This window comes from Mesorhizobium sp. M7A.F.Ca.CA.004.06.1.1, from assembly GCF_003999135.1.
Lineage (GTDB): Bacteria > Pseudomonadota > Alphaproteobacteria > Rhizobiales > Rhizobiaceae > Mesorhizobium.
Genome location: NZ_RZPQ01000013.1, coordinates 1 through 22,866, shown reverse-complemented (window position 1 = coordinate 22,866; position 22,866 = coordinate 1). Strand labels below are relative to the sequence as shown.

At 63.5% G+C, this 22,866-nt stretch carries 26 protein-coding genes and 1 pseudogene; 14 read left to right on the top strand and 13 right to left on the bottom strand.

The window, feature by feature from the left end; translation table 11 throughout:
* The 3 genes and pseudogenes from EN906_RS37690 to EN906_RS02325 all read left to right on the top strand — a co-directional run.
* Positions 1-208 (top strand): hypothetical protein (locus EN906_RS37690; protein ID WP_127375052.1); only part of this gene is annotated, 208 nt, incomplete at its 5' end.
* Positions 205-560: pseudogene (locus EN906_RS02330) on the top strand (YciI family protein). The gene EN906_RS37690 and the pseudogene EN906_RS02330, both read left to right, overlap by 4 nt.
* Positions 561-699: 139 nt before the next feature.
* Entirely contained in the window at positions 700-1,227 is a 528-nt protein-coding gene (locus tag EN906_RS02325; protein ID WP_127270047.1) for a hypothetical protein, read from the top strand.
* Between the two features lie 112 nt (positions 1,228-1,339).
* Here EN906_RS02325 and EN906_RS02320 read toward each other — a convergent pair whose 3' ends face one another.
* Positions 1,340-2,617, bottom strand: a complete 1,278-nt coding sequence (locus EN906_RS02320) for a ubiquinone biosynthesis hydroxylase (protein WP_164748783.1) — start codon at positions 2,615-2,617, stop codon at positions 1,340-1,342.
* A gap of 97 nt (positions 2,618-2,714) precedes the next feature.
* On the opposite strand from EN906_RS02320, the gene tesB reads away from it, so the two are divergent.
* The 4 genes from tesB to EN906_RS02300 all read left to right on the top strand — a co-directional run bounded on the left by tesB (position 2,715) and on the right by EN906_RS02300 (position 6,129).
* Positions 2,715-3,590 (top strand): acyl-CoA thioesterase II, encoded by an 876-nt coding sequence (gene tesB / locus EN906_RS02315; RefSeq protein WP_127267326.1) that lies wholly within the window; start codon positions 2,715-2,717, stop codon positions 3,588-3,590.
* Positions 3,591-3,807: 217 nt separating this feature from the next.
* Entirely contained in the window at positions 3,808-4,146 is a 339-nt protein-coding gene (locus tag EN906_RS02310; RefSeq protein ID WP_013892292.1) for a P-II family nitrogen regulator, read from the top strand.
* A 31-nt stretch (positions 4,147-4,177) separates the two neighbouring features.
* Positions 4,178-5,599 (top strand): ammonium transporter, encoded by a 1,422-nt coding sequence (locus EN906_RS02305; RefSeq protein WP_127267327.1) that lies wholly within the window; start codon positions 4,178-4,180, stop codon positions 5,597-5,599.
* A gap of 254 nt (positions 5,600-5,853) precedes the next feature.
* Positions 5,854-6,129 carry a hypothetical protein gene (locus EN906_RS02300; protein ID WP_127267328.1) on the top strand — a complete coding sequence of 92 codons (276 nt, stop codon included), beginning with the start codon at positions 5,854-5,856 and terminating at the stop codon, positions 6,127-6,129.
* Between the two features lie 88 nt (positions 6,130-6,217).
* On the opposite strand, the gene EN906_RS02295 is transcribed toward EN906_RS02300, so the two are convergent.
* A complete protein-coding gene (locus EN906_RS02295) occupies positions 6,218-6,589 on the bottom strand; it encodes a hypothetical protein (RefSeq protein ID WP_127267329.1) in 372 nt (123 codons plus the stop codon).
* Between the two features lie 204 nt (positions 6,590-6,793).
* On the opposite strand from EN906_RS02295, the gene EN906_RS02290 reads away from it, so the two are divergent.
* The 3 genes from EN906_RS02290 (at position 6,794) to EN906_RS02280 (ending at position 11,275) form a co-directional block, all read left to right on the top strand.
* A complete protein-coding gene (locus tag EN906_RS02290; protein ID WP_127267330.1) occupies positions 6,794-9,463 on the top strand; it encodes a DNA translocase FtsK in 2,670 nt (889 codons plus the stop codon).
* 151 nt (positions 9,464-9,614) lie between these two features.
* The gene (locus EN906_RS02285; RefSeq protein WP_127267333.1) at positions 9,615-10,298 is read left to right on the top strand and encodes an outer membrane lipoprotein carrier protein LolA; all 684 of its coding nucleotides are present in this window, start codon (positions 9,615-9,617) and stop codon (positions 10,296-10,298) included.
* 170 nt (positions 10,299-10,468) lie between these two features.
* Positions 10,469-11,275 (top strand): exodeoxyribonuclease III, encoded by an 807-nt coding sequence (locus EN906_RS02280; protein WP_127267331.1) that lies wholly within the window; start codon positions 10,469-10,471, stop codon positions 11,273-11,275.
* Positions 11,276-11,405: 130 nt separating this feature from the next.
* On the opposite strand, the gene EN906_RS02275 is transcribed toward EN906_RS02280, so the two are convergent.
* The 4 genes from EN906_RS02275 to EN906_RS02260 form a co-directional block, all read right to left on the bottom strand.
* Positions 11,406-12,080 carry a hypothetical protein gene (locus EN906_RS02275; RefSeq protein WP_127267332.1) on the bottom strand — a complete coding sequence of 225 codons (675 nt, stop codon included), beginning with the start codon at positions 12,078-12,080 and terminating at the stop codon, positions 11,406-11,408.
* Between the two features lie 243 nt (positions 12,081-12,323).
* Positions 12,324-13,391: a glycosyltransferase family 9 protein gene (locus EN906_RS02270; RefSeq protein ID WP_164748787.1), complete on the bottom strand. Its 1,068-nt coding sequence runs from the start codon at positions 13,389-13,391 to the stop codon at positions 12,324-12,326.
* 147 nt (positions 13,392-13,538) lie between these two features.
* Complete coding sequence (locus EN906_RS02265; RefSeq protein ID WP_023811239.1) at positions 13,539-13,994, bottom strand: cyclic nucleotide-binding domain-containing protein; 456 nt, start codon at positions 13,992-13,994, stop codon at positions 13,539-13,541.
* A gap of 120 nt (positions 13,995-14,114) precedes the next feature.
* The gene (locus tag EN906_RS02260; protein WP_013528898.1) at positions 14,115-14,798 is read right to left on the bottom strand and encodes a response regulator transcription factor; all 684 of its coding nucleotides are present in this window, start codon (positions 14,796-14,798) and stop codon (positions 14,115-14,117) included.
* A gap of 144 nt (positions 14,799-14,942) precedes the next feature.
* On the opposite strand from EN906_RS02260, the gene EN906_RS02255 reads away from it, so the two are divergent.
* Positions 14,943-15,479: a L,D-transpeptidase gene (locus tag EN906_RS02255; protein WP_206517156.1), complete on the top strand. Its 537-nt coding sequence runs from the start codon at positions 14,943-14,945 to the stop codon at positions 15,477-15,479.
* A 112-nt stretch (positions 15,480-15,591) separates the two neighbouring features.
* Here the strand turns inward: EN906_RS02255 and EN906_RS02250 are convergent, their stop codons facing one another.
* Positions 15,592-15,858 (bottom strand): hypothetical protein, encoded by a 267-nt coding sequence (locus EN906_RS02250; RefSeq protein WP_127269720.1) that lies wholly within the window; start codon positions 15,856-15,858, stop codon positions 15,592-15,594.
* Positions 15,859-15,988: 130 nt separating this feature from the next.
* On the opposite strand from EN906_RS02250, the gene gcvA reads away from it, so the two are divergent.
* Entirely contained in the window at positions 15,989-16,924 is a 936-nt protein-coding gene (gene gcvA / locus EN906_RS02245) for a transcriptional regulator GcvA (protein ID WP_127269718.1), read from the top strand.
* A 99-nt stretch (positions 16,925-17,023) separates the two neighbouring features.
* Here the strand turns inward: gcvA and EN906_RS02240 are convergent, their stop codons facing one another.
* Genes EN906_RS02240 through tsaD form a run of 6 tightly spaced genes read right to left on the bottom strand, consistent with a single transcriptional unit; the run spans position 17,024 to position 21,040 of the window.
* Entirely contained in the window at positions 17,024-17,440 is a 417-nt protein-coding gene (locus tag EN906_RS02240; RefSeq protein WP_127269716.1) for a DUF1761 domain-containing protein, read from the bottom strand.
* Between the two features lie 50 nt (positions 17,441-17,490).
* Entirely contained in the window at positions 17,491-18,189 is a 699-nt protein-coding gene (locus EN906_RS02235) for a methyltransferase (RefSeq protein ID WP_206517149.1), read from the bottom strand.
* Positions 18,144-18,569 carry an EVE domain-containing protein gene (locus EN906_RS02230; RefSeq protein ID WP_023811233.1) on the bottom strand — a complete coding sequence of 142 codons (426 nt, stop codon included), beginning with the start codon at positions 18,567-18,569 and terminating at the stop codon, positions 18,144-18,146. Before EN906_RS02230 ends, EN906_RS02235 begins: the two co-directional genes overlap by 46 nt.
* 37 nt (positions 18,570-18,606) lie before the next feature.
* A complete protein-coding gene (locus tag EN906_RS02225; protein ID WP_127269714.1) occupies positions 18,607-18,903 on the bottom strand; it encodes a YciI-like protein in 297 nt (98 codons plus the stop codon).
* 32 nt (positions 18,904-18,935) lie between these two features.
* Complete coding sequence (locus EN906_RS02220) at positions 18,936-19,958, bottom strand: NAD(P)H-dependent glycerol-3-phosphate dehydrogenase (protein WP_127270042.1); 1,023 nt, start codon at positions 19,956-19,958, stop codon at positions 18,936-18,938.
* Positions 19,955-21,040: a tRNA (adenosine(37)-N6)-threonylcarbamoyltransferase complex transferase subunit TsaD gene (gene tsaD / locus EN906_RS02215; protein ID WP_206517155.1), complete on the bottom strand. Its 1,086-nt coding sequence runs from the start codon at positions 21,038-21,040 to the stop codon at positions 19,955-19,957. Before tsaD ends, EN906_RS02220 begins: the two co-directional genes overlap by 4 nt.
* Before the next feature lie 101 nt (positions 21,041-21,141).
* Between tsaD and hemC the strand changes: the two genes are divergently transcribed.
* A complete protein-coding gene (gene hemC, locus EN906_RS02210; protein WP_127269866.1) occupies positions 21,142-22,068 on the top strand; it encodes a hydroxymethylbilane synthase in 927 nt (308 codons plus the stop codon).
* 1 nt (position 22,069) lies between these two features.
* Complete coding sequence (locus EN906_RS02205; RefSeq protein WP_127269868.1) at positions 22,070-22,786, top strand: uroporphyrinogen-III synthase; 717 nt, start codon at positions 22,070-22,072, stop codon at positions 22,784-22,786.
* Positions 22,787-22,866: the final 80 nt, after the last annotated feature.

The window sequence follows — 22,866 nt, the reverse complement described above, 5'->3', positions numbered from 1 at the left end:
GTGGAAAGGTGCAGGCTGCGGGGCCGGGCGACGAGAAGAAGACTTCTGGCTGCGTCCGCCGGCGTCCGGCTTTGGCCGGCTTCTGGCGGCGGTTGCCATCATCGGCATCGCGGCATGCCTTCTCGATCATGCGGCGGCGGTCAGTGGCAACACCGATGCCCTCGTCGGCGCATCCTATGGTTCACAGCGGCAAGGGGGCTGGAAATGAAATATGTCTGCCTGGTTATGGTGAGGAAAAGGATCTTCACGCGCTGACCCCGGCAAGGTCGGCCAAGCTCGACGCCGATTCGCTGGCCTACGACCGGGCGCTGGAGGAGAGCGGCCTGCTGATCGTCGCGCAGGCGCTGCAATCGGTGAAAACAGCCAAAACCGTGCGGCGGCGTCAGGGCAAGCGGCTGGTTATCGACGGGCCGTTCGCCGAGACCAAGGAGCAATTGCTTGGTTTCGTCATGATCGAGGCCGGAGATCTCGAAGCGGCGCTGGACATTGCCGCTGGTATTCCACTGGCCGAACTCGGCACGATCGAGGTCCGGGCCATCTACGACATACCGGGGTCATAGAGCCCTGCCAGCGTTGTGGCTGCTTCGAAAACCAGAGCGTCGGGCTGAGCGTTCGGGCTTCGGTTCCGTGCGCAACTTTTGCGTGTTGAAGCAAGGCGAGAGTTCTCCTATCGTCGCCGGGGTTCTTGGGGATTTCGACATGCCTTTCCTGATTGCTATCCTTGGCGTGATGGGCGCGGCGGCGTTCTGGTGGTACCGGATGAAGGCCATGAACGAGGCCGCGCGTGACGTTGCCGATGTCATTGGCCGGGTTCAGGGCTCGGTACGCCGCAAGAAGCTGCGCAAGCAGGCGGCGCTGTCGCCGCTGACGGCGATCGATGATCCAGTCGTAGCGGCGGCTACGCTGATCACATCAATCGTCTCCGAGGATGGGCCCATCCTGCCGCAGCGCGAGGCCGTCATCCGCGCGGTGATTTCCGAGATCGCCGACAAGAAGAAGACCGACGAGGCGGTGATCTATGCCAAATGGGCGGCGGCGCAAGTCGACGACGCCACCGTTGTCATCGACAAGCTGGCGCCGTTTCTACGCGAACGTCTCGATGTCGCCGAGCGAAACGATCTGCTGCAGATGGTCAACCGCGCCGCCCAGGGCGGCGAGAAACGCATCGAAATATCCGACCAGAGGATATTGCGGCTGCGGCAGAAGCTGGGTTTCGAGGTCAACTGAGCGCATACCTTGGGCGATTGGCGGAAACGCCATCGCTTCGTCATCCTGGGGTCTTCGCTCCGCTTCGCGTCGCTGCGCCCAAGGATGACGACGTTGGGGGGCGCTGAATCGATCAGATCGCCTCGCCCTTCAATAGTCGCGGCGTGCTGGCGGACAGTCCCGACGCCTGCCGGATAAAAAAATCCTTCAGGCGCGGCATGCGTTCGACGAGACCGAGGCCGATGTCGCGGACGGTGCGCAGCGGGCCGATATCGTTGGAAAACAGCCGGTTCAGCGCGTCCGTGGTGACACCCATCTGCACCGTGTCGAAGCGGCGCCACTGCTGGTAGCGCTCGAGCACGTCGAGCGCGCCGATGTCCCGGCCGAGCCGGTCGGCCTCGACGATCACCTCGGCAAGGGCCGCGACATCCTTGAAGCCGAGATTGAGTCCCTGGCCGGCGATCGGGTGGATGCCGTGGGCGGCATCGCCGGCGAGCGCGATGCGGGGTGCGACGAAGGCGCGCGCAATGGTCAGGCCGAGCGGCCAGGCGCGCGGCTTATCGGCAACGCGGATCTCGCCAAGCTTCAGGCCAAAGCGCTGTTCGAGTTCGTGTTCGAAGAGGAGATCGTCACCGGCCACCAGCTTCTCGGCGTCGGGCGTACGCTCGACCCAGACGATCGACGAGCGGTTGGTGCCGTCCTCGCCGGGCTTGAGCGGCAATGTGGCGAAGGGGCCGGCCGGCAGGAAATGCTCTTCGGCGCGACCGTTGTGCGGGCGTTCATGCGCCACGGTGCAGACGATGCCCGACTGGCCATATTCCCACTTCACCGTCTTGATGCCGGCCATGTCGCGCAGCTTCGAGTTGACGCCGTCGGCGGCGACCAGCAGGCGGGCCTTCAGGGTCGCGCCGTCGGCGAGATGCACTGTGATGCCGGCGCCGTTGGTCTCGAACCCCTGCACGGCGACGCCTTCGATGATGTCGATGCCGAGCTTTTCGGCGCTGGCCCGCAAGGCGCCGTTCAGCACCCTGTTGGCGACCATATGCGCAAAGGGCTCGCCCGGCGCCACTTCGCCGTCGAAGGTCAGAAAGACCGGACGCACCGGATCGGCGGTGCGCGAATCGGTGATGATCATCTCGGTGATCGCCTGCGCCTGGGGCACGATCTCGGCCCACACGCCGAGCTGGTCGAGCATGCGGCAGGCGGCGGCGGCGATGGCCGAGGCGCGGCCATCCCTTTGCCAGGCGCCAGCAGGTGCGGCATCGACGAGAGCGATGGCGAGACCCGGTCGCGCCTGCTTCAGCGACACGGCGGCGGCCAGGCCGACATAGCCGGCGCCGGCGACCAGGACATCGAGCCCAGATACTGTTTTCGCGTTTGCCCCTGTTTTCGTGTCCGCCTTGCGTTCCATCATCTTCGCTCCTGCGCGCCGCCGGGTCCTGCACCCTTGACTGCCTGTCCGTCCTGTCGGAAACCGCCATAACACTTCTGCGGCGAGGGCGCGAAATATGACGGCAGCCATGGACGAGCTTCTCGGCATTCTCGACCTCGAGAAGCTGGAACACAATCTGTATCGTGGTCGCAGCCCCTTGCTCGACTGGCAGCGCGTGTTCGGCGGCCAGACCATCGCCCAGGCGCTGGTGGCGGCGCAGCGGACAGTGGATCCCGATCGGCACGTGCATTCGCTGCACGGCTATTTCATGCGGCCCGGCGACACCAAGGTGCCGATCGTCTACGAGGTCGACCGTATTCGCGACGGCGGCTCCTTCACCACGCGGCGCGTGGTGGCAGTCCAGCACGGCCAGGCGATCTTTTCGCTCGAAGCCTCGTTCCAGCAGGACGAGGTCGGTCTCGAGCACCAGGTGCCGATGCCGCAGGACGTTCCGGGGCCGGACACGTTGCTGTCGCAACGCGAATTGCTGGGCAAATTCGCCGACGCGGTGCCCGATGGCATCAAACGCTACTGGGAGCGCGACCGGCCGATCGAGATGAAGCCGGTGATGCTGAAGCATTACACCAGCCGCGAAAAGCTGGAGCCGAAGCAGAATATCTGGATCCGCACCACAGGTCCGGTGCCGGCGGACCGCGCCATCCAGGCGGCGGTGCTCGCCTATCTTTCCGACATGACGCTGCTCGACACATCGACCTTCGCGCATGGCCGCGCCATTTTCGATCGCGATATCCAGGCGGCGAGCATTGACCACGCCATGTGGTTCCATCGCAGCCATGCGCTCGACGACTGGATGCTCTACACGCAGGACAGCCCGTCGACACAGGGGTCGCGCGGCTTTACACGCGGGTCGCTGTTTGCCCGCGACGGCACGCTGATCGCCTCGGTTGCGCAGGAAGGGCTGATCCGGCTCAAGCGATCGCCTGCAGAGTAGGCATTTTTCAAAAATTGCCTAAGTTTTAGGCAGATGCACCGCTGCAGCTGTGGGCAGGTTGCGTCGGTGTGCTCTCTAATCTCTTTGTTTACAACGGGTTAACACCCTGCTTCGGCACTTGGCACGGAGCTTGAATCCTCGTGGGCACTCTCCGGCTTTTTAGGATCGGTGAAGGTGTGCAAACGCGGGGGACCGCAACAGCGAAGGGTGAAACCTTATGAAAATTGTGATGGCAATCATCAAGCCGTTCAAGCTCGACGAGGTACGCGAAGCGCTTACCGCCGTCGGCATCCAGGGCCTGACCGTCACCGAAGTCAAAGGCTACGGGCGTCAGAAAGGGCATACGGAAATCTATCGCGGGGCGGAATACGCGGTCAGCTTCCTGCCGAAGATCAAGATCGAAGTCGCCGTCAGTTCCGACATGGTGGACAAGGCTGTCGAAGCCATCACCGCCGCCGCCAAGACCGGCCAGATCGGCGACGGAAAGATCTTCGTTTTCGGCATCGATCAGGCGGTGCGCATCCGCACCGGCGAAACAGACACCGACGCGCTCTGAGCGGCGATCACGTATTCCAATGGAGAGTTCAATGAATATTCCTTCCACCTTGAAGTCAGCGGCGCGCTCCGCGCTGCTCGGCTCGTTCGCGCTCGGAGCATTGGGCACGGTCGCCGCATTCGCGCAGGAAGCGGCTCCCGCCGCGGCCGCAGCAGCGCCAGCTTTCACCGTCGACAAGGGCGACACCACGTGGATGATGGTTTCCACCGTTCTGGTGCTGTTGATGACGGTTCCCGGTCTTGCGCTTTTCTACGGCGGCCTGGTTCGCAGCAAGAACATGCTGTCAGTGCTGATGCAGGTCTTCACCATCACCAGCGTGGTCATGATCATCTGGGTTTTCTACGGCTACAGCCTCGCCTTCACCCCGGGCAACGCCTTCGTCGGCGGCCTTTCCAAGATGTTTCTCTCCGGCGTCGATGTGACGACCCTGTCGGAAACCTTTACCAAGGGTGTCGCCATTCCTGAACTGGTGTTCGTCGTCTTCCAGATGACCTTCGCCTGCATCACGCCGGCCCTGATCGTCGGCGCCTTCGCCGAACGCGTCAAATTCTCCGCTTTGATCCTTTTCGTCATCCTGTGGGTCACTTTCATCTACTTCCCGATCGCTCATATGGTCTGGTTCTGGGGCGGCCCGAGCGCTTATAGCGATCCGACGGGCCTCATCTTCAGCTTCGGCGCCATCGACTTCGCCGGCGGCACGGTCGTTCACATCAATGCGGGCATTGCCGGCCTCGTCGGCGCGCTCATGATCGGCAAGCGCAGCGGCTACAAGAAGGATCTCATGGCGCCGCACTCGATGACGCTGACCATGGTCGGTGCTTCGCTGCTGTGGGTCGGCTGGTTTGGCTTCAACGCCGGTTCGAATCTTGAAGCGAACGCCTATGCGGTGCTGGCCATGATCAATACCTTCGTCGCCACGGCGGCGGCGGCGGTCACCTGGATCGTGCTTGAATCGCTGCTGCGCGGCAAAGCCTCCATGCTTGGTGCCGTTTCGGGTGCGGTGACCGGCCTCGTCGCCGTCACGCCCGCTGCCGGCTTTGCCGGCCCGATGGGCGCCATCGTGCTCGGCATCGTCGCCACCTTCGTCTGCTACTTCTTCGTCTCGGTGGTGAAGAACACGTTCGACTACGACGACAGCCTTGATGTCTTCGGCGTCCACTGCATCGGCGGCATCATCGGCGCGCTCGGCACAGGCATCCTGGTCAATCCTGCCCTCGGTGGCGCCGGCATTGTCGACTATTCGACGGCCGACTTTGCTGCCGGCTATGCCGGCACGGCCACCCAGCTCCTGGCGCAGGCCAAGGGTGTCCTGGTGACCCTGCTGTGGTCGGGTATCGGCAGCGCCATCCTCTACAAGATCGTCGACCTGATCATCGGCCTGCGTCCGACAGCCGACGCAGAGCGCGAAGGCCTCGACCTCACCTCGCATGGCGAAGCGGCCTACCACTCGTAAGCCCGTGCGGGACGGCATTGGCCGCCCCGCAATTCCTATCCCGTCGTGATGCTCCCGAAAGGAGTTCACGCATTGAGGCCCGGATCGCATCCGGGCCTCTTTTTTTGGCAAGTCATTCCGGCAATGCCCGCCTTGGCGCAATCACGTTCGTGTGATCAAGCTTTTTGAGGAAACAACGACCGCTCTGGTTCCGAACTGGGGGGACGATCGTCGTTCTGACGCTCGTGCCAAACAACAGGGAAGGAAACCATTTCATGAACCTCAAGAATATCTGCCTTGGAGCGCTCGCTCTTTCCATGGTCAGCGGCTTTGCATTTGCCGGCGCTCTGGATGAGCCCGACAACATGGCGCCGTTCTTCACGGATTCCGGCATGAAGACCATGAAGCCGATGGCGGATTTCAAGACCGCTTTCATGGCCATGCCGATGGAAAAGCAGGAAGCGATGAAGAAGGAATGCCAGGATGCGGCGATGAGCAAGCCGTATGCGGAATTCTGCGCCAATGTGCAGGCGCTCGGCGGCGCCAACTGATTTGTCCGGTCGGGCCGAGGCCCGATCTTTGTTCCAAACGACCAATGGCGGGCCCGGCAGTCCGCCATTGTTTCGGCAGGCGGCAGCTCTATCCGCCGGCGCCGTCGTCCATCATGGTGTTCGTCAGCGCTTCATACGCGCTGCTGCATGTCCGGGAATGCGGGCAATTCCTGACGATCAGCACAGGCGCCACTGTCAGGACCGCGGCGATCAAAACCCGCAGGCCGAGGCCTCGCACTGCAAATCCCTTGCCGAAAAGACCTCTGAACAGAAAATACAGACCTTGTCCGAGGCAGGCTGTGGCGAGGATGTGCAGCAGCGGACCGGTCGCTCTGGCGAAGGGCGTCACATAGCCGTCCGGGAAGCCCACCATGCCGAGTTCGACGAACCAGTGCAAAGCGAGCAGCAAACTGAGCCCTGCCCAGGCCAGTGCCGCCACGCGAAGGAAGACGTGTTGCATGCCTTTACCCAAATTGGCGACCCTCCTTCGCCTACACTCGGCGCCATTCTTCGAGCAGCAAGCGGCTCAACCAGTGGTAACGAGGTTTGATCATCTCAACCTCTTATAGTTAATGCGCCCTTAACCTTCCCACCGATAGTCTGAGACCCGAATCTGCCGGAATGCGCCACGCACCCGGCGAGACCATGACAGACGGGGAAGAGCATGCGTTCAGGGGCTTCAGCACCGCTTGCGCTGGCCGATACGGGGCACGGCATCCAGGCGTTCGCGCGGCGTCAGGTCGGGCGGCTGGTCGGCGTCGGCCTGTTCGCGCTGGCCGCCTTTGGCGTTGCCAGCCTTGCCACCTGGAATGTCGCCGATCCGAGTTTTTCCCACGCGACGAACAACACCGTCACCAATGCCATGGGCTATGCGGGTGCCGTGTTCTCCGACCTGGCCATGCAGTTCTTCGGCCTCGCCGCCGTCGCGGCCCTGGTTCCGACGGTCATCTGGGGCTTCCTGCTGTTTTCCGCGCGCGGCGTCGACAGGCTGCCCAAGCGCGGGCTGTCCTGGTTCGGCTTCGCGCTGCTGGCCGCGGCGATGGTCGGCTGCGTTGTGCCGCCCAAGACCTGGCCGCTGCCCACCGGCCTCGGCGGTGTGTTTGGCGACATGGTGCTGAAGATCCCCGGCGTCGTCATCGGCGGCTATCCGACCGGGCTGATCGCCAGCATCATCGCCATCCTGCTGGCCGCACCCGCGCTGTGGCTCTTTGCCCATGGTTCGGCGCTGATCGGTCGCAAGAACGGCTTCGCCGTGATGGAGGACGAGCCCGCCGCCGATCCGCGCGAGGACGACCTTTTGTTCGACAATGACGAGGACGAAGGCGACGAGGGTATCCTGGCGCTCGGCGCCATCACCCATTGGTGGCTGTCGCTGCGCGCGTGGATGCACCGCCGTGCCTTGCGCCGCAGGCAGGAGCGGGACGAGTACGAGCCGGAGATGGAGCAGCGCTCCACAGCCTGGCGGCGCGCCGCCGAACGGGTCGAATCGGCGGAGTTCGCCGAGCAGCGGATGAGCCAGGATGGCCGCGCCCGCGTCGAGCCCGAATTCTTCGCCGCCATGGTCAATGACCGCAGCGCCTCGCTCGACCCCGACGATGCCGACATCTTCGACGACCGCTTCGACAATGCGGGCGAGGATGCCGATTTCGACGATGAGCCTGTCGTGCAACGCCGCGGCGCGCCGACCGCCAAGGTGCAGCCGTTCCGCTCCGACGCAGCCACCCGCGTCGAGGCGCCGGCGGCGCGCCCCGTGCCCGGCGCCCGCGTCCAGCGCGAGGCGCAGACATCGCTGATCGGCTCGGAAAAGTTCGAAATGCCGTCGCTGCACTTCCTCTCCGAGCCGAAGAACGTGGTGCGCGACGCCAGCCTGTCCAAGGACGCGCTGGAACAGAACGCCCGCCTGCTCGAAGGCGTGCTGGAGGACTTCGGCGTCAAGGGCGAGATCATCGCCGTCCGTCCCGGTCCGGTGGTCACACTCTATGAGCTCGAACCGGCGCCCGGCATCAAATCGTCACGCGTCATCGGCCTGTCCGACGACATTGCGCGCTCGATGAGCGCCATCGCCTGCCGCGTCGCCGTGGTGCCCGGCCGCAACGCCATCGGCATCGAACTGCCGAACGCCAAGCGCGAAACCGTATATCTGCGCGAGATTCTGGCCAGCCGTGACTTCGAGACGACGAAGGCCAAGCTGGCGCTGGCGCTGGGCAAGACCATCAATGGCGAGGCGGTCATCGTCGACATCGCCAAGATGCCGCACGTGCTTGTCGCCGGCACCACCGGCTCGGGCAAGTCGGTCGCCATCAACACCATGATCCTGTCGCTGCTCTACCGGCTGAAGCCGGAAGAATGTCGGCTGATCATGATCGATCCGAAAATGTTGGAACTCTCGGTCTATGACGGCATCCCGCATCTGCTCACGCCCGTCGTCACCGATCCGAAGAAGGCCGTGGTGGCGCTGAAATGGACCGTGCGCGAGATGGAGGATCGCTACCGCAAGATGTCCAAGGTCGGCGTGCGCAACATCGACGGCTTCAACGCCCGCGTCAGCCAGGCGGACAAGAAGGGCGAGAAGATCTCGCGCACCGTGCAGACCGGCTTCGACCGCCAGACCGGCGAGGCGATCTACGAGACCGAGAACCTCGATCTCGAGCCGATGCCCTATATCGTCGTCATCATCGACGAGATGGCCGACCTGATGATGGTCGCCGGCAAGGACATCGAAGGTGCCGTGCAGCGCCTGGCGCAGATGGCGCGCGCCGCCGGCATCCATGTCATCATGGCAACGCAGCGGCCGTCGGTCGACGTCATCACCGGCACCATCAAAGCCAATTTCCCGACCCGCATCTCCTTCCAGGTGACGTCGAAGATCGACAGCCGCACCATTCTGGGCGAGCAGGGCGCCGAGCAGCTGCTCGGCATGGGCGACATGCTCTACATGGCCGGCGGCGGCCGCATCCAGCGCGTGCACGGCCCGTTCGTCGCTGACGAAGAGGTCGAGAAGATCGTTGCGCATCTGAAGCTGCAGGGCGTGCCGGAATATCTCGACGCCATCACCGAGGATGATGGCGAGGACGACGACGAGCCGTCGGGCAAGGGTGGGTCCGGTGGCGGCAACAGCAATTTCGAGGATTCCGACGATCCCTACGATCAGGCGGTCTCCGTGGTGCTGCGCGATGGCAAGGCCTCGACCAGCTATATCCAGCGCCGGCTGGGCATCGGCTATAACCGCGCCGCCTCGATCATCGAGAAGATGGAAAAGGAAGGTATCGTCGGCCCGGCCAACCATGCCGGCAAGCGCGAGATCCTGGTGCCGACCGAAGAGGACAAGTTCTGACCACAAAGCCTGACCCTTGTGACATCCCGGTCCGGCAACCTTGAACCTTTCAAGGCGTTGAAGCGACCAAGGGACGTCTGACCCGCCAAATTTCAGCCTAACTGGGGGTCCAAGCACAGAACAACTCAGGAATCAGATGAGAGTGACCGACATGAAAAACGATCTTTCAGCGCTCAGCACATTTGCTCCATCCCGGCGTCAGTTGCTGGGCCTCGGCCTGGCGTTTGCGGGGGCGGCAGCCTTCAACGCGGTGCCCGGCTTCCAGGTGCTGGCTTCGGCGCAGGCGGCTGTGCCGACCGCTGCGCAGAAGATCGCCGACCACTTTTCCTCGGTCAAATCGATGAGCGGCGAATTCGTGCAGTTCGGCCCCAAGGGCGAGCAGACCGGCGGCAAGTTCTTCCTCGAACGGCCAGGCAAGATCCGCTTCAACTACGACGGCTCTTCAAACTTCCGGGTGATTTCAGACGGCCAGTCGGTGGTCATCCTGAACAAGAGGCTCAACACGTCCGATCTCTATCCGCTGTCGAAGACACCCTTGAAGCTGCTGCTCGACAACAGGATCGATCTCTCCGGCGACCGCGTCAAAAGCGTCAAGCAGGAGGATGACCTCACCACCATCCAGCTCGCCGACAAATCGGTGTTCGGCAATTCGAAGATCACCATGATGTTCGATCCGAAAACCTTCGACTTGCGGCAGTGGACGATCACCGACGCGCAGGGCAAGGACACGACGGTGATGATCTTCAACACCAAGGAAGGCGTCAGCTTCGCCCCTGATACTTTCGCCATCGACTACACGGCGAACCGCGAACTCAACACCAACAAGGCGCGCTAGGCCAATCGCACCAATAGCTGTGGAAAGCGCCGGGTCACGCCTCAGCGGGCGTGGCCCGGCTTGTCTTTGCGGCTTGCGGCTGGCAGTTTCCCGGACTGACTCCGTCGAAAGGCGTCTTCCCCGCCGGGGCCCATCGGTTCTGGCCGGTCGCACGCTGTCCTGGATTGCCAATGCCCTTCTCTATCGCCACCTGGAACATCAACTCCGTTCGCCTGCGCATGCCGATCGTCGAGCGCCTGCTCGTCGAGCATGCGCCCGACGTGCTGTGCCTGCAGGAAACCAAGGTTCCCGACGAACTGTTTCCCGAAAAGGCTTTTCGCAAGCTCGGCTACGAGCACATCGCTTTCCATGGGCAGAAGGGCTACCACGGCGTCGCGACGGTGGCGCGGCGACCGATCGAGGTGGTCGAAAAGCGACGCTTTTGCGAGATAGAGGACAGCCGGCACCTCTCGGTGACGGTGCGGGCCGGCGGCAAGGCGATCCTGCTCCACAATTTCTACGTTCCGGCGGGCGGCGACGAACCGGATCCCGTCATCAACAGGAAGTTCAAGCACAAGCTCGACTTCGTCGCCGAGATGAATGCCATCCGGGCAGAACATGACGAGGTGTCCGGCTCGGTGCTGGTCGGCGACCTCAACATCGCCCCGCTCGAACATGACGTCTGGTCGCACAAGCAATTGCTCAACGTGGTCAGCCACACGCCGATCGAGACGGAAAATTTCGAGGCGATGCGCCGCGCCGGCGACTGGGTCGACCTGATGCGGCTCAACGTGCCGCATGAGCAGAAGCTCTACACCTGGTGGAGCTATCGCGCGCAGGATTGGGAGCTGTCCAATCGCGGCCGTCGTCTCGACCACGTCTGGTCGTCGCCAAACCTGGTGCCCAGCTTTTCCGGCTACGAGATCCTGCGTCCGGCGCGCGGCTGGGAGCGCCCGTCGGACCATGTGCCTGTCATCGCGCGGTTCGATCTGGACTAGAGCAATTCTAGGAAAAGTGTGAAGCGGTTTTCCGTCTAGAATTGCGTCAAAACAAAGAGTTAGAGCAGCTCGCCGTTTCCGTGAAACGGTGAAATGCTCTAGTCTGGTCGAAAATGCCCGCGTGCGGCAGTCAGTCGGCAGAGGTGGAGTCGGCTGGATCCACCCACGGACGGCCCAATCGTGTCACCATCGCCGCGTACCCAACGGCACCTGCCGCCCAAAGGAAGATGCCAAGCTCTTTGACGACGTCTTCGGCGATGGCGGCCGCAGAACCAGGGGTAGGAAACAGATCTCCGATCTGGTCGATGGATGCCGACAGCGCGAGCAGGAAGCCTGCGGCCACAAAGACGATCGTGCCGTCGAATGTCTTCCGTCGCAGCCGAAAGAACCAGAACAGCCCGGCGGCGGCGTAGACAATCATCGCAACGATCTCTGGTATCGCAACCATGGGGAGCACGTCCTCATGGATCAATAACAGGTCATCGAGCCCCAGGAACAGGGTAAGGCCGCCGAGAAACGTGCAATCCCATCGGTGCGTGAGCAGGCCAGCAAACAGGGTCACCGCGCCGGAGCCGATCCACAGTGAAGCACCCAGGGACGAAATCCACCCTGTATAGAAGCCGACTTCGGCGACCGCAGATGGATCTCGATAAAAGATCCACGCGTCCAGACCACGAATCTGCGCAACGAACAGAGCGGCTAAGAGCATCGCGACGTTAATCGCCGTCGCCGTCAGTATGACCAAGCGCCAGGCTATCGTCCATTCGCCGCCATGCTTTGTGTTCAGCGCGTTGTTCTCTGGCATTTGCTATTCTCATTGAGGACTGAGAGGAACTCCATTGGAACCAAAATGCGACAGCCGCCAGATCTGCCGCCGAGAACTCCGCCTGCATTGTGCCGGTGGTCACCATGGTTGCAGCGCTTCGCTCCACCGAACCCATTGTACCATGGCGCCGATGTTCAGGTGAGGCTGGCCTGCAAATGGCCGACCTGAATCTCAACGCGCTTCGAAGCGCGACCAAATGAATTCAAGTTCAAACGGCGCGCTTCAAGTCTTCATGCATGTCGTTGTCGCGAAATTGCTGGGCTGACAGTTTGCGAGATCCGGCAGATGGGGATGGTCGCGGCGGCGCGTCGCCAGCATGCGTTGCGCCGCTTCGATGATTGTCGGCGCAGGCACATTGGCGACCAGACCGGTCGGACTGGCATGGCGGGATTCGATCACGTCCACGCAGTTCGAAAGCGGCCTCCAACGGGCCATGTTGGCGCCGCCACTGAGGATAACCATCGGCGTCATCACGGTTGCCATGAGATGTGCGGTACCGCCTTCGGCGCCGATGTAAAGATCGGCAAACTCGCCGAGCGCCAGCAAGATGTCACCGATATCGACACCTTCGATCGCGGCGGAATCGACAAGCCGCAGCTTCGGTACGCGCTGAGCCAGTTCAGCCATATCGGGACCATCGCCTGGGGTTTTCACATAGAGAAGGTTCGCCCCGTCGGCGATCAGGCTGTCGGCGATCGCGGCAACCTGATCCGCCGACATGCGCTTGCTGGCGCTGCCGTGCGCAGCGATAATGATCAACGGAGCATGCTTGCCGTCCGCAAGGCTCCTGGCCGCCGCTCGCGCGGCCGGGCCCGGCTCTAGCCGATGATCGAAAGGCAGCCGCTTGCCGGCAAGGCGTTCGATGAGGCGGTGGTAGCGCCAGGCATTGTGCCCGGGTCGTGCTTCAGGCCTTTGGCCCAGGCGCCAGGAAAGGGCGAAAGCCGGAAAGTTTGCCTCATAGGCGATGCCGCGGCCGAGCAGTGATGCCGAGGCTTGAAGCAGCCAACGCGCCGAGATGCGGAAATCGACAACGGCCAATCGCCCCTTGCCCTTGCGGTGATCGGCGACCAGGCGCGCCAGCGGCGTGCGCACATTGATCGCATCGACCAAATGGCCGGCATGGCGATTGAGGCTATGTTCAAGGGACGACGACCGGGTGGTTCCGTAGACGATGAAACTATCGGGGAATGCCGTTCTGGCGGCGCGCAAAGCCGGAATCCGGATCAATCCGTCGCCGAACGCGTCATTGCGGGAATACAAGATAATCGTCTCGTACCGCCCTGACGGCATGGCTCGCTCCCCCCAGGAGCCTGGTGATGGCGCCTGCTGTGCCGGCCGCCTTCGGGGTGCTTTAGGATTTCACCTCGGGCCTGTCAACGGACGCTGCCGCGCTTCCGCCTTTGGCCGCGAAACAACAGCTTCGCAGGCGGGCAGCCTTCAGCCGGAGAAGCGCGGGGCCAGTTCCTCGATGCGGCGGATCATCGCCTGAAATTCCTCCGAGATGCGCTGGTGGAGCTTGACCGCGATCTCGGGATATTCCTCCAGGATGCGGCGGAACATCTTGCGGCTGAGCCGCATCACTTCCGAATCGATCTCGGCCGAGGCGCTGGTCAACCGGTTGGTGTCGGCGATCAACGCCAGTTCGCTCAGGATTGTGCCGGGGCCTGCCGTGCCAATCGGGATGCGTTCACCACCCTGCTCCCGGTAGAGCACGATGCGCCCACTGACGACGATATAGGCGGAATCGGCCTCGTCGTCCTCGCGATAAAGCTTGTGGTTGGCAATCAGCCTGGTGTTCTCGGCGCCAAAGGCGAGCAGGCGCAATTGTTCCTGCGTGAAGCCCTCGAAGAGCCTCACGGCGGACAGGACGCGGATGTCGTCATCCAGCGCCATCTAGCTATGTCCCCGAACCGACAGTCCGACTCCTCCTCTGCGAGTTCGATCCAAACCACCCTCCAACTGGATCGTACCCGAAAGCGGCCCCGCCCGACCGCTCATTGGATAATGAAATGTTTAAGGAACCAGCTTGTAGCCGCCGCTTTCTGTCACAAGAATTTCCGCATTGGAAGGATCGCGCTCGATCTTCTGGCGCAGCCGGTAGACATGGGTTTCCAGCGTGTGCGTGGTGACACCGGAATTGTAGCCCCATACTTCCTCGAGCAGCACGTCGCGCGTCACCACCTTCTGGTCGGCGCGATAAAGATATTTGATGATCGAGGCTTCCTTCTCCGTCAGCCGCACCTTGCCGCCGCGCGGGTCGAGCAGCAGTTTCTGGCTGGGCTTGAAAGTATAAGGCCCGACCGAGAAGGTGGCGTCCTCGCTCTGCTCATGCTGGCGCAGCTGCGCCCGAATGCGTGCCAGCAGCACGGCAAAGCGGAACGGCTTCGTCACATAGTCGTTGGCGCCGGCCTCGAGACCAAGAATCGTATCCGAATCGGTGTCGTGGCCGGTCAGCATGATGATGGGCGCCTTGTAGCCGCCCTTGCGCAGGATCTTCACCGCTTCGCGGCCATCCATGTCGGGCAGTCCGACGTCCATGATGAGCAGATCAATGAGGCCGCCGCGCGCTGCGGCGACACCTTTTGCCGCAGTCGATTCCTGCAGCACGTCGAATTCCTCGTAAAGGGATAATTGCTCGACCAGTGTGCCGCGCAGGTCATCATCATCGTCGACGATCAGTATGGTGCGTGAAGTCATGGATCAATCCGTTGTTTTGAAAAGAAAATTCAGTTGACCGCTGCCTGTTTATGCGGAAGCTGACCGGCGCAACAGCCGTTCACAGTGATTTGTTCCGTGGCACGATCATACAAGAAAAAACACGATCGCAATGCAGCCGGCGCAATTTTGCGAAAAGGGCTGCGTGTGCTGACCGTGCGGGCGAGGCCTGGGCATCCAAGCCAGGGCCTGTTGCAGGCCGGGAAAACGGTGTTTGCCTGTGCGTTGGGGCGCGGTGGCATCTCGGCCGGCAAGCGCGAAGGCGATGGCGCCACGCCGCTGGCCGCGATGCGGATATTGTCGGGGTATTTCCGGGGAGATCAGTTCTCCAGCGGCCGCAGGACCCGTCTGGCGATGACGCCGATCGGGCCCGATCTGGGCTGGTGCGAAGTGCCCGAAGACCGCAACTACAACAGGCCGGTCAAGATACCCTATGGCGCCAGCCACGAACGCATGCGGCGCGACGACCGGCTCTACGACGCCTGCCTTGTGCTCGACTGGAACCTGTCGCCGCGCCGGCGCGGGCGCGGCAGCGCCATCTTCTTCCATCTGGCGCGCCCCGGCTTCACGCCGACGCAAGGCTGTGTGGCTGTCACGGCGCAAACCATGGCGCGGCTGCTGCCACTGCTGTCGGACCGGACGGTGGTGAGGGTGGTGAGATAGTAGGGCAGTAGGCAGTAGGCAGTAGGCAGTAGGCAGTAGGCAGTAGGCAGTAGGCAGTAGGCAGTAGGCTACCTGTCGGCGCTGACTTAAATTTTCCTCTACTGCCTATTTCCTACTGCCTATTCCCTGACCTTCGCGGTCTCTGCCAGCCCATGTCTAGCAGGCCCAGCCGGCCAAGCTCCCTGTCCATTGCGCGAGCGACGTCACGGCGCTCGCCGCCGATATCGCGCAGTTGGCGATCGGAGAGATCCTCGACGTTCTGGTAGGTAATGTCGCGGCGGGCGAGGCGTATCGCGACCCGGGCGTGACGCAGCCAGTCGAGAGTTTCGGCCAGCCAGGCCGGGCGGGGTGTCGATGAATTCAAAACGATGATGGACATGGTGTGCTCCGTTCTCCCCGGATATCAAATCCGGCTTGATGATGTTTCGATGGATGGATGATGCCAGATTGAAATCTCTGCGAGAAACGAGTAGTTTTCTCTGGATCATCAAGTTTTATTTGAGGATAGGATGGCTCGTCTTCTGCCCGGGACTCGTGCCTTGAGGACACTGGAAGCAGCGGCCCGGCACCTCAATTTCACCCGTGCCGCCGACGAGCTCGGCCTGACGCCGGCCGCCGTCAGCCATCAGATCAAGGAAATCGAGGATCAACTCGGGCTGGTGCTGTTCACACGCACCAGCCGCACGATCCGGCTCACCGAGGCGGGGACGGTGCTGTTCGACGCCTCGGCCGACGCGCTCGACCTGCTTGGCCGGGCCGTTTCGCGGGCGCAAAAGCTGGCGCGCGGCACCGCCCTTTTGAAGGTAACGCTCGACGCGCAGTTCGCGTCAAAATGGCTGATGCGACGCGTCGACGATTTTCGCAAGCATCACCCCGATATCGAATTGCGATTCGACATTGCCTATGAAGTGCGGGATTTCGAACTCGATGACATCGATGTCGGCATCCGTTTCGGCGCCGGCAAATATCCGGGTCTTCGCACCCACCGGCTGTTCGACAACATTCTCATTCCGGTGTGCAGCCCGAGCCTCTTGACGTCCGGTCCGCCGCTGCGTGAGCCGCGCGACCTCTTCAACCACACGCTTGCGCATATTGAATGGTCGCGGCAAGGCGTGACGTGGCCGAACTGGCGGATGTGGATGGCCGCGGCCGGCATCACTGATTTCGACGACAGCCGGACCGTCGTCTTCGGCAACTCCACGGATGCCGTCCAGGCAGCGCTCGACGGCAATGCCGTTGCGCTCGCCGATTTCGCCATGGTGGCGAACGACCTTTCCCAGGGCAGGCTGGTGCAGCCTTTCGAACTCGGCCTGCGGGTGGCGCCCGAGTTCGCCTACTTCCTGGTCTATCCCGAAAATACCGCCGACGATCCACGCATCGTCGCCTTTCGCGAATGGATGCTCGAGGAAGTCGCCAAGACGCGGACCACGGACAAAGGGCAGTAGGACAGTAGGACAGTAGGACAGTAGGGCAGGGCAGTAGGGATAGGCGTCGGTGCCGTCTGCCCCTATTTCCTACTGCCTTACTGCCCTACTCCTTCTTGATCAGGTTGCCGCCGCGCCGAACCAGCCGATCACGGCGCCGATGATCAGCAGCACGCCGAGCCAGTGGCCGCCGTCGATGAGGGTCAGGTCCCAGCCGAAATTCTCGTAGCGGTGATTGACCGAGAGCGTCGTGGCGACGAAACCCAGCCAGAGCACGAAGCCGAAGACAAGTCCGGCGATCCATGTCGGCTCGCCGCCGGTCATCGCGCCGACGACCAGGGCCAATATGGTGGCCATGACCAGTTCGGCGATGAAGCTGATGACGAAGGGCAGCGGCGACTTCTTCATCATCGCCGGATCGAGCTTGGCGGCCTTCAGCCACGCCTTGCTCAGGCCCATGTACCAAGCGGCGCCGAACAGCCACGCGGCGATCGCGGCAGCGACCACCGCCAGCCAGTTCACTGCTGAAAAATCCATGAGCTCCCCCTCTGATCTGTATGTGATGGAACGCCTGTTCGGCGATCGCGTCAAGCGAACCGCCAGACCGTCGTGCGCTTGACCAGCGCATCCTCCAGCGCCCGCGTGACGGCCACTTCATACACAGAAAGCGGCTCCAGCCCTGCCTTCGGCAGATACGACCGTCCGGGATCGCCGACGAGGATCTCGGCGCCGCGCGCCTTCAGCGTTGCGAACCATGGCATCAGCCGGTCCGCGAAAGATTTGTCGTAGAAAACATCACCGGCCAGGACCACGTCCCAACCTGCATCGGTGCCGATGCAATCCGTGCCGAGGAATTCGGTCCCGACACCGTTGATCTCGCTGTTGAGCCGGATCGCGGTGGCACAGAACGGATCGATGTCGGTTGCGATCACCTTGGCGGCACCTGCCTTGGCGGCAGCGATGGCGACAAGGCCGGAGCCGGAAGCGAAGTCGAGCACACGCTTGCCCCGCGCCGTGCCGGGATTGTCCAGGACATAGCGGGCAAGGCCCTGGCCGCCGGCCCAGGCAAAGGCCCAGAAAGGCGGTGGCAGGCCGATCTCGACCAGCTCATCCTCGGTCCGCTGCCACAAATCATGCGCTTCGTCGGCAAGATGAAGCAGGATCTCCGGGACGTGCGGCGGCGCCATCAGCGCCGTGTTGTCGAGAATGAATTGCCTCGCGCTGTTGGGCGTCAGCGCCGTCACGGAGCCGGCGTCAAGCCGCCCATGCGGCAGACTTCCTTCCATTCGGCCGGCGTCACCGGCTGCACGGAAAGCCGGCCGAGCCGCACCAGCGCCATGTCGGCAAGCTTCGGATTGGCCTTGACCTGCTCCAGCGTCGGCGGGTTCGGCACATCCCTTACGGCGCGGATGTCGACGCATTCCCAGCGCGGATCGTCCGAGGTGGTGTCGGGATGGGCAAGCGCGCAGACTTCAGCGATGCCGACGACGTTCAGCCCCTCGTTGGAATGGTAGAAGAAGCCGAGATCGCCGATCTGCATCGCCTTCATGTTGTTGCGCGCGGCGTAGTTGCGCACGCCGTCCCATTGCGTGCCGGCCTTGCCCTTGGCCTTCAGCATCTCGAAGGAGAACTTGAATGGCTCGGATTTGAACAGCCAGTAGTTCATGTCTTTCTCCTCCTAGGCGTCGCGCGGGCGACCGGGATTAACTAGCCGCCGGCTTGTTGAACGTCCAGTTCCACGGGCGGATTTCGACGCTTTCGAACAGCCCGGCCTTGGCGTAGGGGTCGGCCGCCGAAAGAGCCTGGGCGCCAGCCAGGTCGGACGCTTCGACGACCACGAGGCTGCCATTGGGCTTGCCCTCGGCATCAAGGAACGGACCGGCGAAGGCCAGCTTCTTGTCGCCGTTCAACCCTTCGAGAAAGGCGATATGCTCGGGCCGCGTGTCGAGGCGCACCTGCAGGCTTCCGGGCTTGTCCTTGCAAATCACAGCAAACAGCATCTTTTTCTCCTGATCGTTCAAAGTCGTGGGGATCAATCGTTGGTTTCGGTCTTCAGCGGCCGGGTCATCAAGGCCGTCACAGCCTGCCGGACGGTGATGGCACCGTCCAGTATGGCGGCGACGGCGGCAATGATCGGCGCGTCGATGTTGCGCTCGGTGGCGATGCGGGCAGCGATCGCCGCCGTCGGCACGCCTTCGGCGAGCGGCAATCCGGCAAGCGGCTTGCCTTGGCCGAGCGCCAGGCCATAGGCGAAATTGCGCGACTGGGTGGACGAGCAGGTCAGCAGCAGGTCGCCAAGGCCGGACAGCCCCATCAGCGTTTCGGGCCTGGCGCCGAAGGCAGCGCCGATGCGGCGCAGCTCGACAAAGCCGCGCGTCACCATGGCGGCCTGGGCGCTGGCACCGAGACCCGCGCCAGTGACGGCACCTGCGGCAATGGCAAAGACGTTCTTCAAGGCGCCGCCGATCTCGACGCCGATCAGGTCGTCGTTCGAATAGCAGCGCAGGTTTTCGGCGGAAAAGCGGGCGGCGAGATCGGCGGCCAATGCCTCGTCGCGGGCAGCGACCACAACGGCCGTCGGCAGGCCGCGGGCGACGTCGGTGGCGAAGCTCGGACCCGACAGAGCGGCAACCGGATTGAGCGGCAGGATTTCTTCGACGATCGCCGACAGCAAGGCGCCGGTCTCGCTTTCGATGCCCTTGGCACACAGAACCAGCGGGACACCGGCCGGCATATGGTCCTTCGCTGCCGCCAGCGTAGTCCGCAGCGACTGGGCCGGCGTCACCGCCAGCACGCAGTCGGCACCGTCGAGCGCGGCCTGGATGTTGCTCGTCGCCACGATGCCGGGCTGGAGCGTAATGCCAGGCAGATAGCGTGGATTTTCGCCGCGGTCGATAGCGGCTACGGTGTCCGGGTCGCGCGCGTAAAGGCGGACGAAATGGCCGGCGCGCAGCATGGCCAAGGCCAAGGCAGTGCCCCAGGCCCCGCCGCCGAGCACGGCAACGCGCCAGCCGGTCGGCGCGGTGTCGTTGCCGCCCATTGCCCGCTCGTTCATGCCTTGGCTCCGCGCCGGCCGGAGCCGACCATCGGCGCCGAGATGCTATCCAGCGGCCAGCGCGAGCGCGGCACGAAATCGAAGCCGTTCTCATGCGCCATGCCGGCGCGCAGCCGCTCGACACCGGCCCAGGCGATCATCGCCGCATTGTCGGTGCAGAGCTTCAGCGGTGGTGCAATGAAGGTGAAGCCGGTCTCGGCACAGAGCCGCTCCAGCATGATCTTGATCGTGCGGTTGGCGGCGACACCACCGGCAACGACGAGGGCCGGGTTTTTCGTGCCGGGAAATGTCTCGCGAAAGCGCGTCAGCGCGCGGGAGACGCGGTCGGCCAGCGCATCGGCCACCGCTGCCTGGAACGAAGCGCAGATGTCGGCGACGTCCTGGTCGCTCAGCGGCGCAATGGCGCTCGCCGCCTGGCGCACGGCGGTCTTGAGGCCGGAGAAGGAGAAGTCGGGCTGCGCCGAGCCCTTCATCGGGCGCGGAAAGGCAAAGCGCGAGGCACTGCCGGCCTGTGCCGTCTTCTCGACATTCGGCCCGCCGGGATAGGGCAGGCCAAGCATCTTGGCCGTCTTGTCGAAGGCTTCGCCGAGCGCGTCGTCGATGGTCGTTGCCCAGCGCTGATAGTCGCCGACGCCGCGCACGGCGACGATTTGCGTATGGCCGCCGGAGACCAGCAGCAAGAGATAGGGAAAGTCGAGCCCGTCGGTCAGCCTTGCGGTCAGGGCATGGCCTTCGAGGTGGTTGATGGCGATCAGCGGCTTGTTCGCCGCAGCGGCAATCGCCTTGGCCGTCATCAGCCCGACGATCAGCCCGCCGACAAGGCCGGGGCCGGCGGTGGCGGCAATCGCGTCGATATCGGCGAGTGCCGTGCCCGAATCGGCAAGCGCCGCTTCGATGATGCCGTCCAGCGCCTCGACATGGGCGCGCGCGGCGATTTCCGGCACGACGCCGCCGAAAGCGGCATGCTCCTCGATCTGGCTGAGCACGATGTTGGACAGGATTTTTGGCGCGGCGTCGCTGTCGATGGCCACCACGCTGGCGGCGGTCTCGTCACAACTCGTCTCTATGCCCAGCACGCGGATCAATTCGTCGCTGTCCCTAAAGATTGTATCATGGGGCTTTCCCCGTTAGGAGAACCCCGGAAAAGCCTCGCTTGCCGGGGGGTTATCACGGACTGCGCGCCATGCAAACAATCTTGAGAATCGGAACACGCGGCAGCCCGCTGGCGCTGGCACAGGCGCATGAGGCGCAGGCGCGGCTGATGGCCGCGCATGGCATGCCGGCGGAGGCGTTCGAGGTGGTCGTCATCTCGACCAGCGGCGACCGCATCCAGGACCGGCCGCTGTCGGAAGCCGGCGGCAAGGGCCTGTTCACCAAGGAGATCGAGGAGGCGCTGCTGGCGGGCCGGATCGACATCGCCGTGCATTCGTCGAAGGACATGCCGACGCAACTGCCCGACGGTCTCGAACTCTCGGCCTTCCTGCCGCGCGAGGATGCACGCGACGCCTTTGTCGGCAAGGCGGCGAAGACGATCGCCGAACTGCCGCGGGGGGCGAAAGTCGGCTCGTCGTCGCTGCGGCGGCAAGCGCTGATCCGCCGGATGCGGCCGGATCTCGACGTGGTGATGTTCCGCGGCAATGTGCAGACGCGGCTGCGCAAGCTCGAAGAAGGCGTCGCCGCCGGCACGATCCTGGCCTATGCCGGGCTGAAGCGGCTTGGGCTCGAGCAGGTCGTCACCGATCTGATACCGCTCGATGTCTTCCCGCCGGCGCCGGGGCAAGGCGCGATCGGCATCGAAACCCGTATCGGCGACCGCGATGTCGAAAAAATGCTGGCAGCCGTCCATGATGTGCCGACCGGCCAGGCGCTGGCCTGCGAGCGTGCCTTCCTGGCGGCGCTCGATGGCTCCTGCCGCACGCCGATCGCCGGCTATGCGGCGATCGAGGCCGGAAAACTGTCTTTTGCCGGGCTGATCATCTCGCCCGACGGCACGCAGTCGCACACGGTCGAGCTGCAGGGGCCGGCGCAAGACGCCGCCCGCATCGGCGGTGAAGCGGCCCGGAGCGTGCGCGCCAAGGCCGGCGAAAAGTTCTTCGACGGCTGGCTCTGAAATGCTTCGCGTCCTGGTGACCAGGCCGGAACCAGGTGCTTCGCGCACGGCGCATCGGCTTGAGGAGGCAGGTTTTCAGCCGGTTCTTTTGCCCCTGACCGAAACAAAGGCGTTGCCCGTCGCCGCCGGACTGATCCCGGACAATGCCGTCGCAGTGGCCGTCACCAGCGCCAATGCCATGCGTCATGCGCCGGAAGAAATCATCGCGACGCTCGCCGCCTTGCCTTGTCATGCGGTCGGCAAAAGGACGGCGCAAGCGGCGCGTCGAGCGGGGTTTTTGTCGGTCAGTGAAGGCCCGGGCGATGCGGAGGCGCTGGCCGACAGTCTCGCCGTCGATTTTTCTGGAAAGACGATTGTCTACCTCTGCGGACGCGTGCGTTTTCCGGCGTTCGAACAGAGGCTCGGGACGGCGGGCGTTCGGGTCCACGCCGTCGAGACTTATGACACGCTGACAATGGGGTATTCGGACGAAGTCATCCTCGAACGCCTGTCGGGGCAACCTGCCGACGCGGTGTTGCTCTATTCAGCCAAGGCGGCGGCGGCGATGCAGACCTTGGCAAGACGGCCCGCTCTGCGCGGTCTCTTCGAAAAAACGTGGGTTTTTGCGCTTTCCACGCGCATCGCCGCAGCCTTCGACGATGTCGCCAGCGAAAGGATCCGCATTGCCGCGCAGCCCGACGAGGAGGCACTGCTGGCGCTTTTGCAGGCGCCGCGCTGAGCCGCGTCATCACACCGCCCCTTTTCACCGCTTGGTGATGTGCTAGACCCTTTCTGAACCATCATGCGCCGCCAGGCGTT

Excerpts from the sequence above, each read along its gene's own strand:
- EN906_RS02325 (WP_127270047.1), top strand. The coding sequence starts at position 700 with ATGCCTTTCCTGATTGCTATCCTTGGCGTGATGGGCGCGGCGGCGTTC.
- EN906_RS02320 (WP_164748783.1), bottom strand. The coding sequence starts at position 2,617 with ATGGAACGCAAGGCGGACACGAAAACAGGGGCAAACGCGAAAACAGTA.
- tesB (WP_127267326.1), top strand. The coding sequence starts at position 2,715 with ATGACGGCAGCCATGGACGAGCTTCTCGGCATTCTCGACCTCGAGAAG.
- EN906_RS02310 (WP_013892292.1), top strand. The coding sequence starts at position 3,808 with ATGAAAATTGTGATGGCAATCATCAAGCCGTTCAAGCTCGACGAGGTA.
- EN906_RS02305 (WP_127267327.1), top strand. The coding sequence starts at position 4,178 with ATGAATATTCCTTCCACCTTGAAGTCAGCGGCGCGCTCCGCGCTGCTC.
- EN906_RS02300 (WP_127267328.1), top strand. The coding sequence starts at position 5,854 with ATGAACCTCAAGAATATCTGCCTTGGAGCGCTCGCTCTTTCCATGGTC.
- EN906_RS02295 (WP_127267329.1), bottom strand. The coding sequence starts at position 6,589 with ATGCAACACGTCTTCCTTCGCGTGGCGGCACTGGCCTGGGCAGGGCTC.
- EN906_RS02290 (WP_127267330.1), top strand. The coding sequence starts at position 6,794 with ATGCGTTCAGGGGCTTCAGCACCGCTTGCGCTGGCCGATACGGGGCAC.
- EN906_RS02285 (WP_127267333.1), top strand. The coding sequence starts at position 9,615 with ATGAAAAACGATCTTTCAGCGCTCAGCACATTTGCTCCATCCCGGCGT.
- EN906_RS02280 (WP_127267331.1), top strand. The coding sequence starts at position 10,469 with ATGCCCTTCTCTATCGCCACCTGGAACATCAACTCCGTTCGCCTGCGC.
- EN906_RS02275 (WP_127267332.1), bottom strand. The coding sequence starts at position 12,080 with ATGCCAGAGAACAACGCGCTGAACACAAAGCATGGCGGCGAATGGACG.
- EN906_RS02270 (WP_164748787.1), bottom strand. The coding sequence starts at position 13,391 with ATGCCGTCAGGGCGGTACGAGACGATTATCTTGTATTCCCGCAATGAC.
- EN906_RS02265 (WP_023811239.1), bottom strand. The coding sequence starts at position 13,994 with ATGGCGCTGGATGACGACATCCGCGTCCTGTCCGCCGTGAGGCTCTTC.
- EN906_RS02260 (WP_013528898.1), bottom strand. The coding sequence starts at position 14,798 with ATGACTTCACGCACCATACTGATCGTCGACGATGATGATGACCTGCGC.
- EN906_RS02250 (WP_127269720.1), bottom strand. The coding sequence starts at position 15,858 with ATGTCCATCATCGTTTTGAATTCATCGACACCCCGCCCGGCCTGGCTG.
- gcvA (WP_127269718.1), top strand. The coding sequence starts at position 15,989 with ATGGCTCGTCTTCTGCCCGGGACTCGTGCCTTGAGGACACTGGAAGCA.
- EN906_RS02240 (WP_127269716.1), bottom strand. The coding sequence starts at position 17,440 with ATGGATTTTTCAGCAGTGAACTGGCTGGCGGTGGTCGCTGCCGCGATC.
- EN906_RS02235 (WP_206517149.1), bottom strand. The coding sequence starts at position 18,189 with ATGGAAGGAAGTCTGCCGCATGGGCGGCTTGACGCCGGCTCCGTGACG.
- EN906_RS02230 (WP_023811233.1), bottom strand. The coding sequence starts at position 18,569 with ATGAACTACTGGCTGTTCAAATCCGAGCCATTCAAGTTCTCCTTCGAG.
- EN906_RS02225 (WP_127269714.1), bottom strand. The coding sequence starts at position 18,903 with ATGCTGTTTGCTGTGATTTGCAAGGACAAGCCCGGAAGCCTGCAGGTG.
- EN906_RS02220 (WP_127270042.1), bottom strand. The coding sequence starts at position 19,958 with ATGAACGAGCGGGCAATGGGCGGCAACGACACCGCGCCGACCGGCTGG.
- hemC (WP_127269866.1), top strand. The coding sequence starts at position 21,142 with ATGCAAACAATCTTGAGAATCGGAACACGCGGCAGCCCGCTGGCGCTG.
- EN906_RS02205 (WP_127269868.1), top strand. The coding sequence starts at position 22,070 with ATGCTTCGCGTCCTGGTGACCAGGCCGGAACCAGGTGCTTCGCGCACG.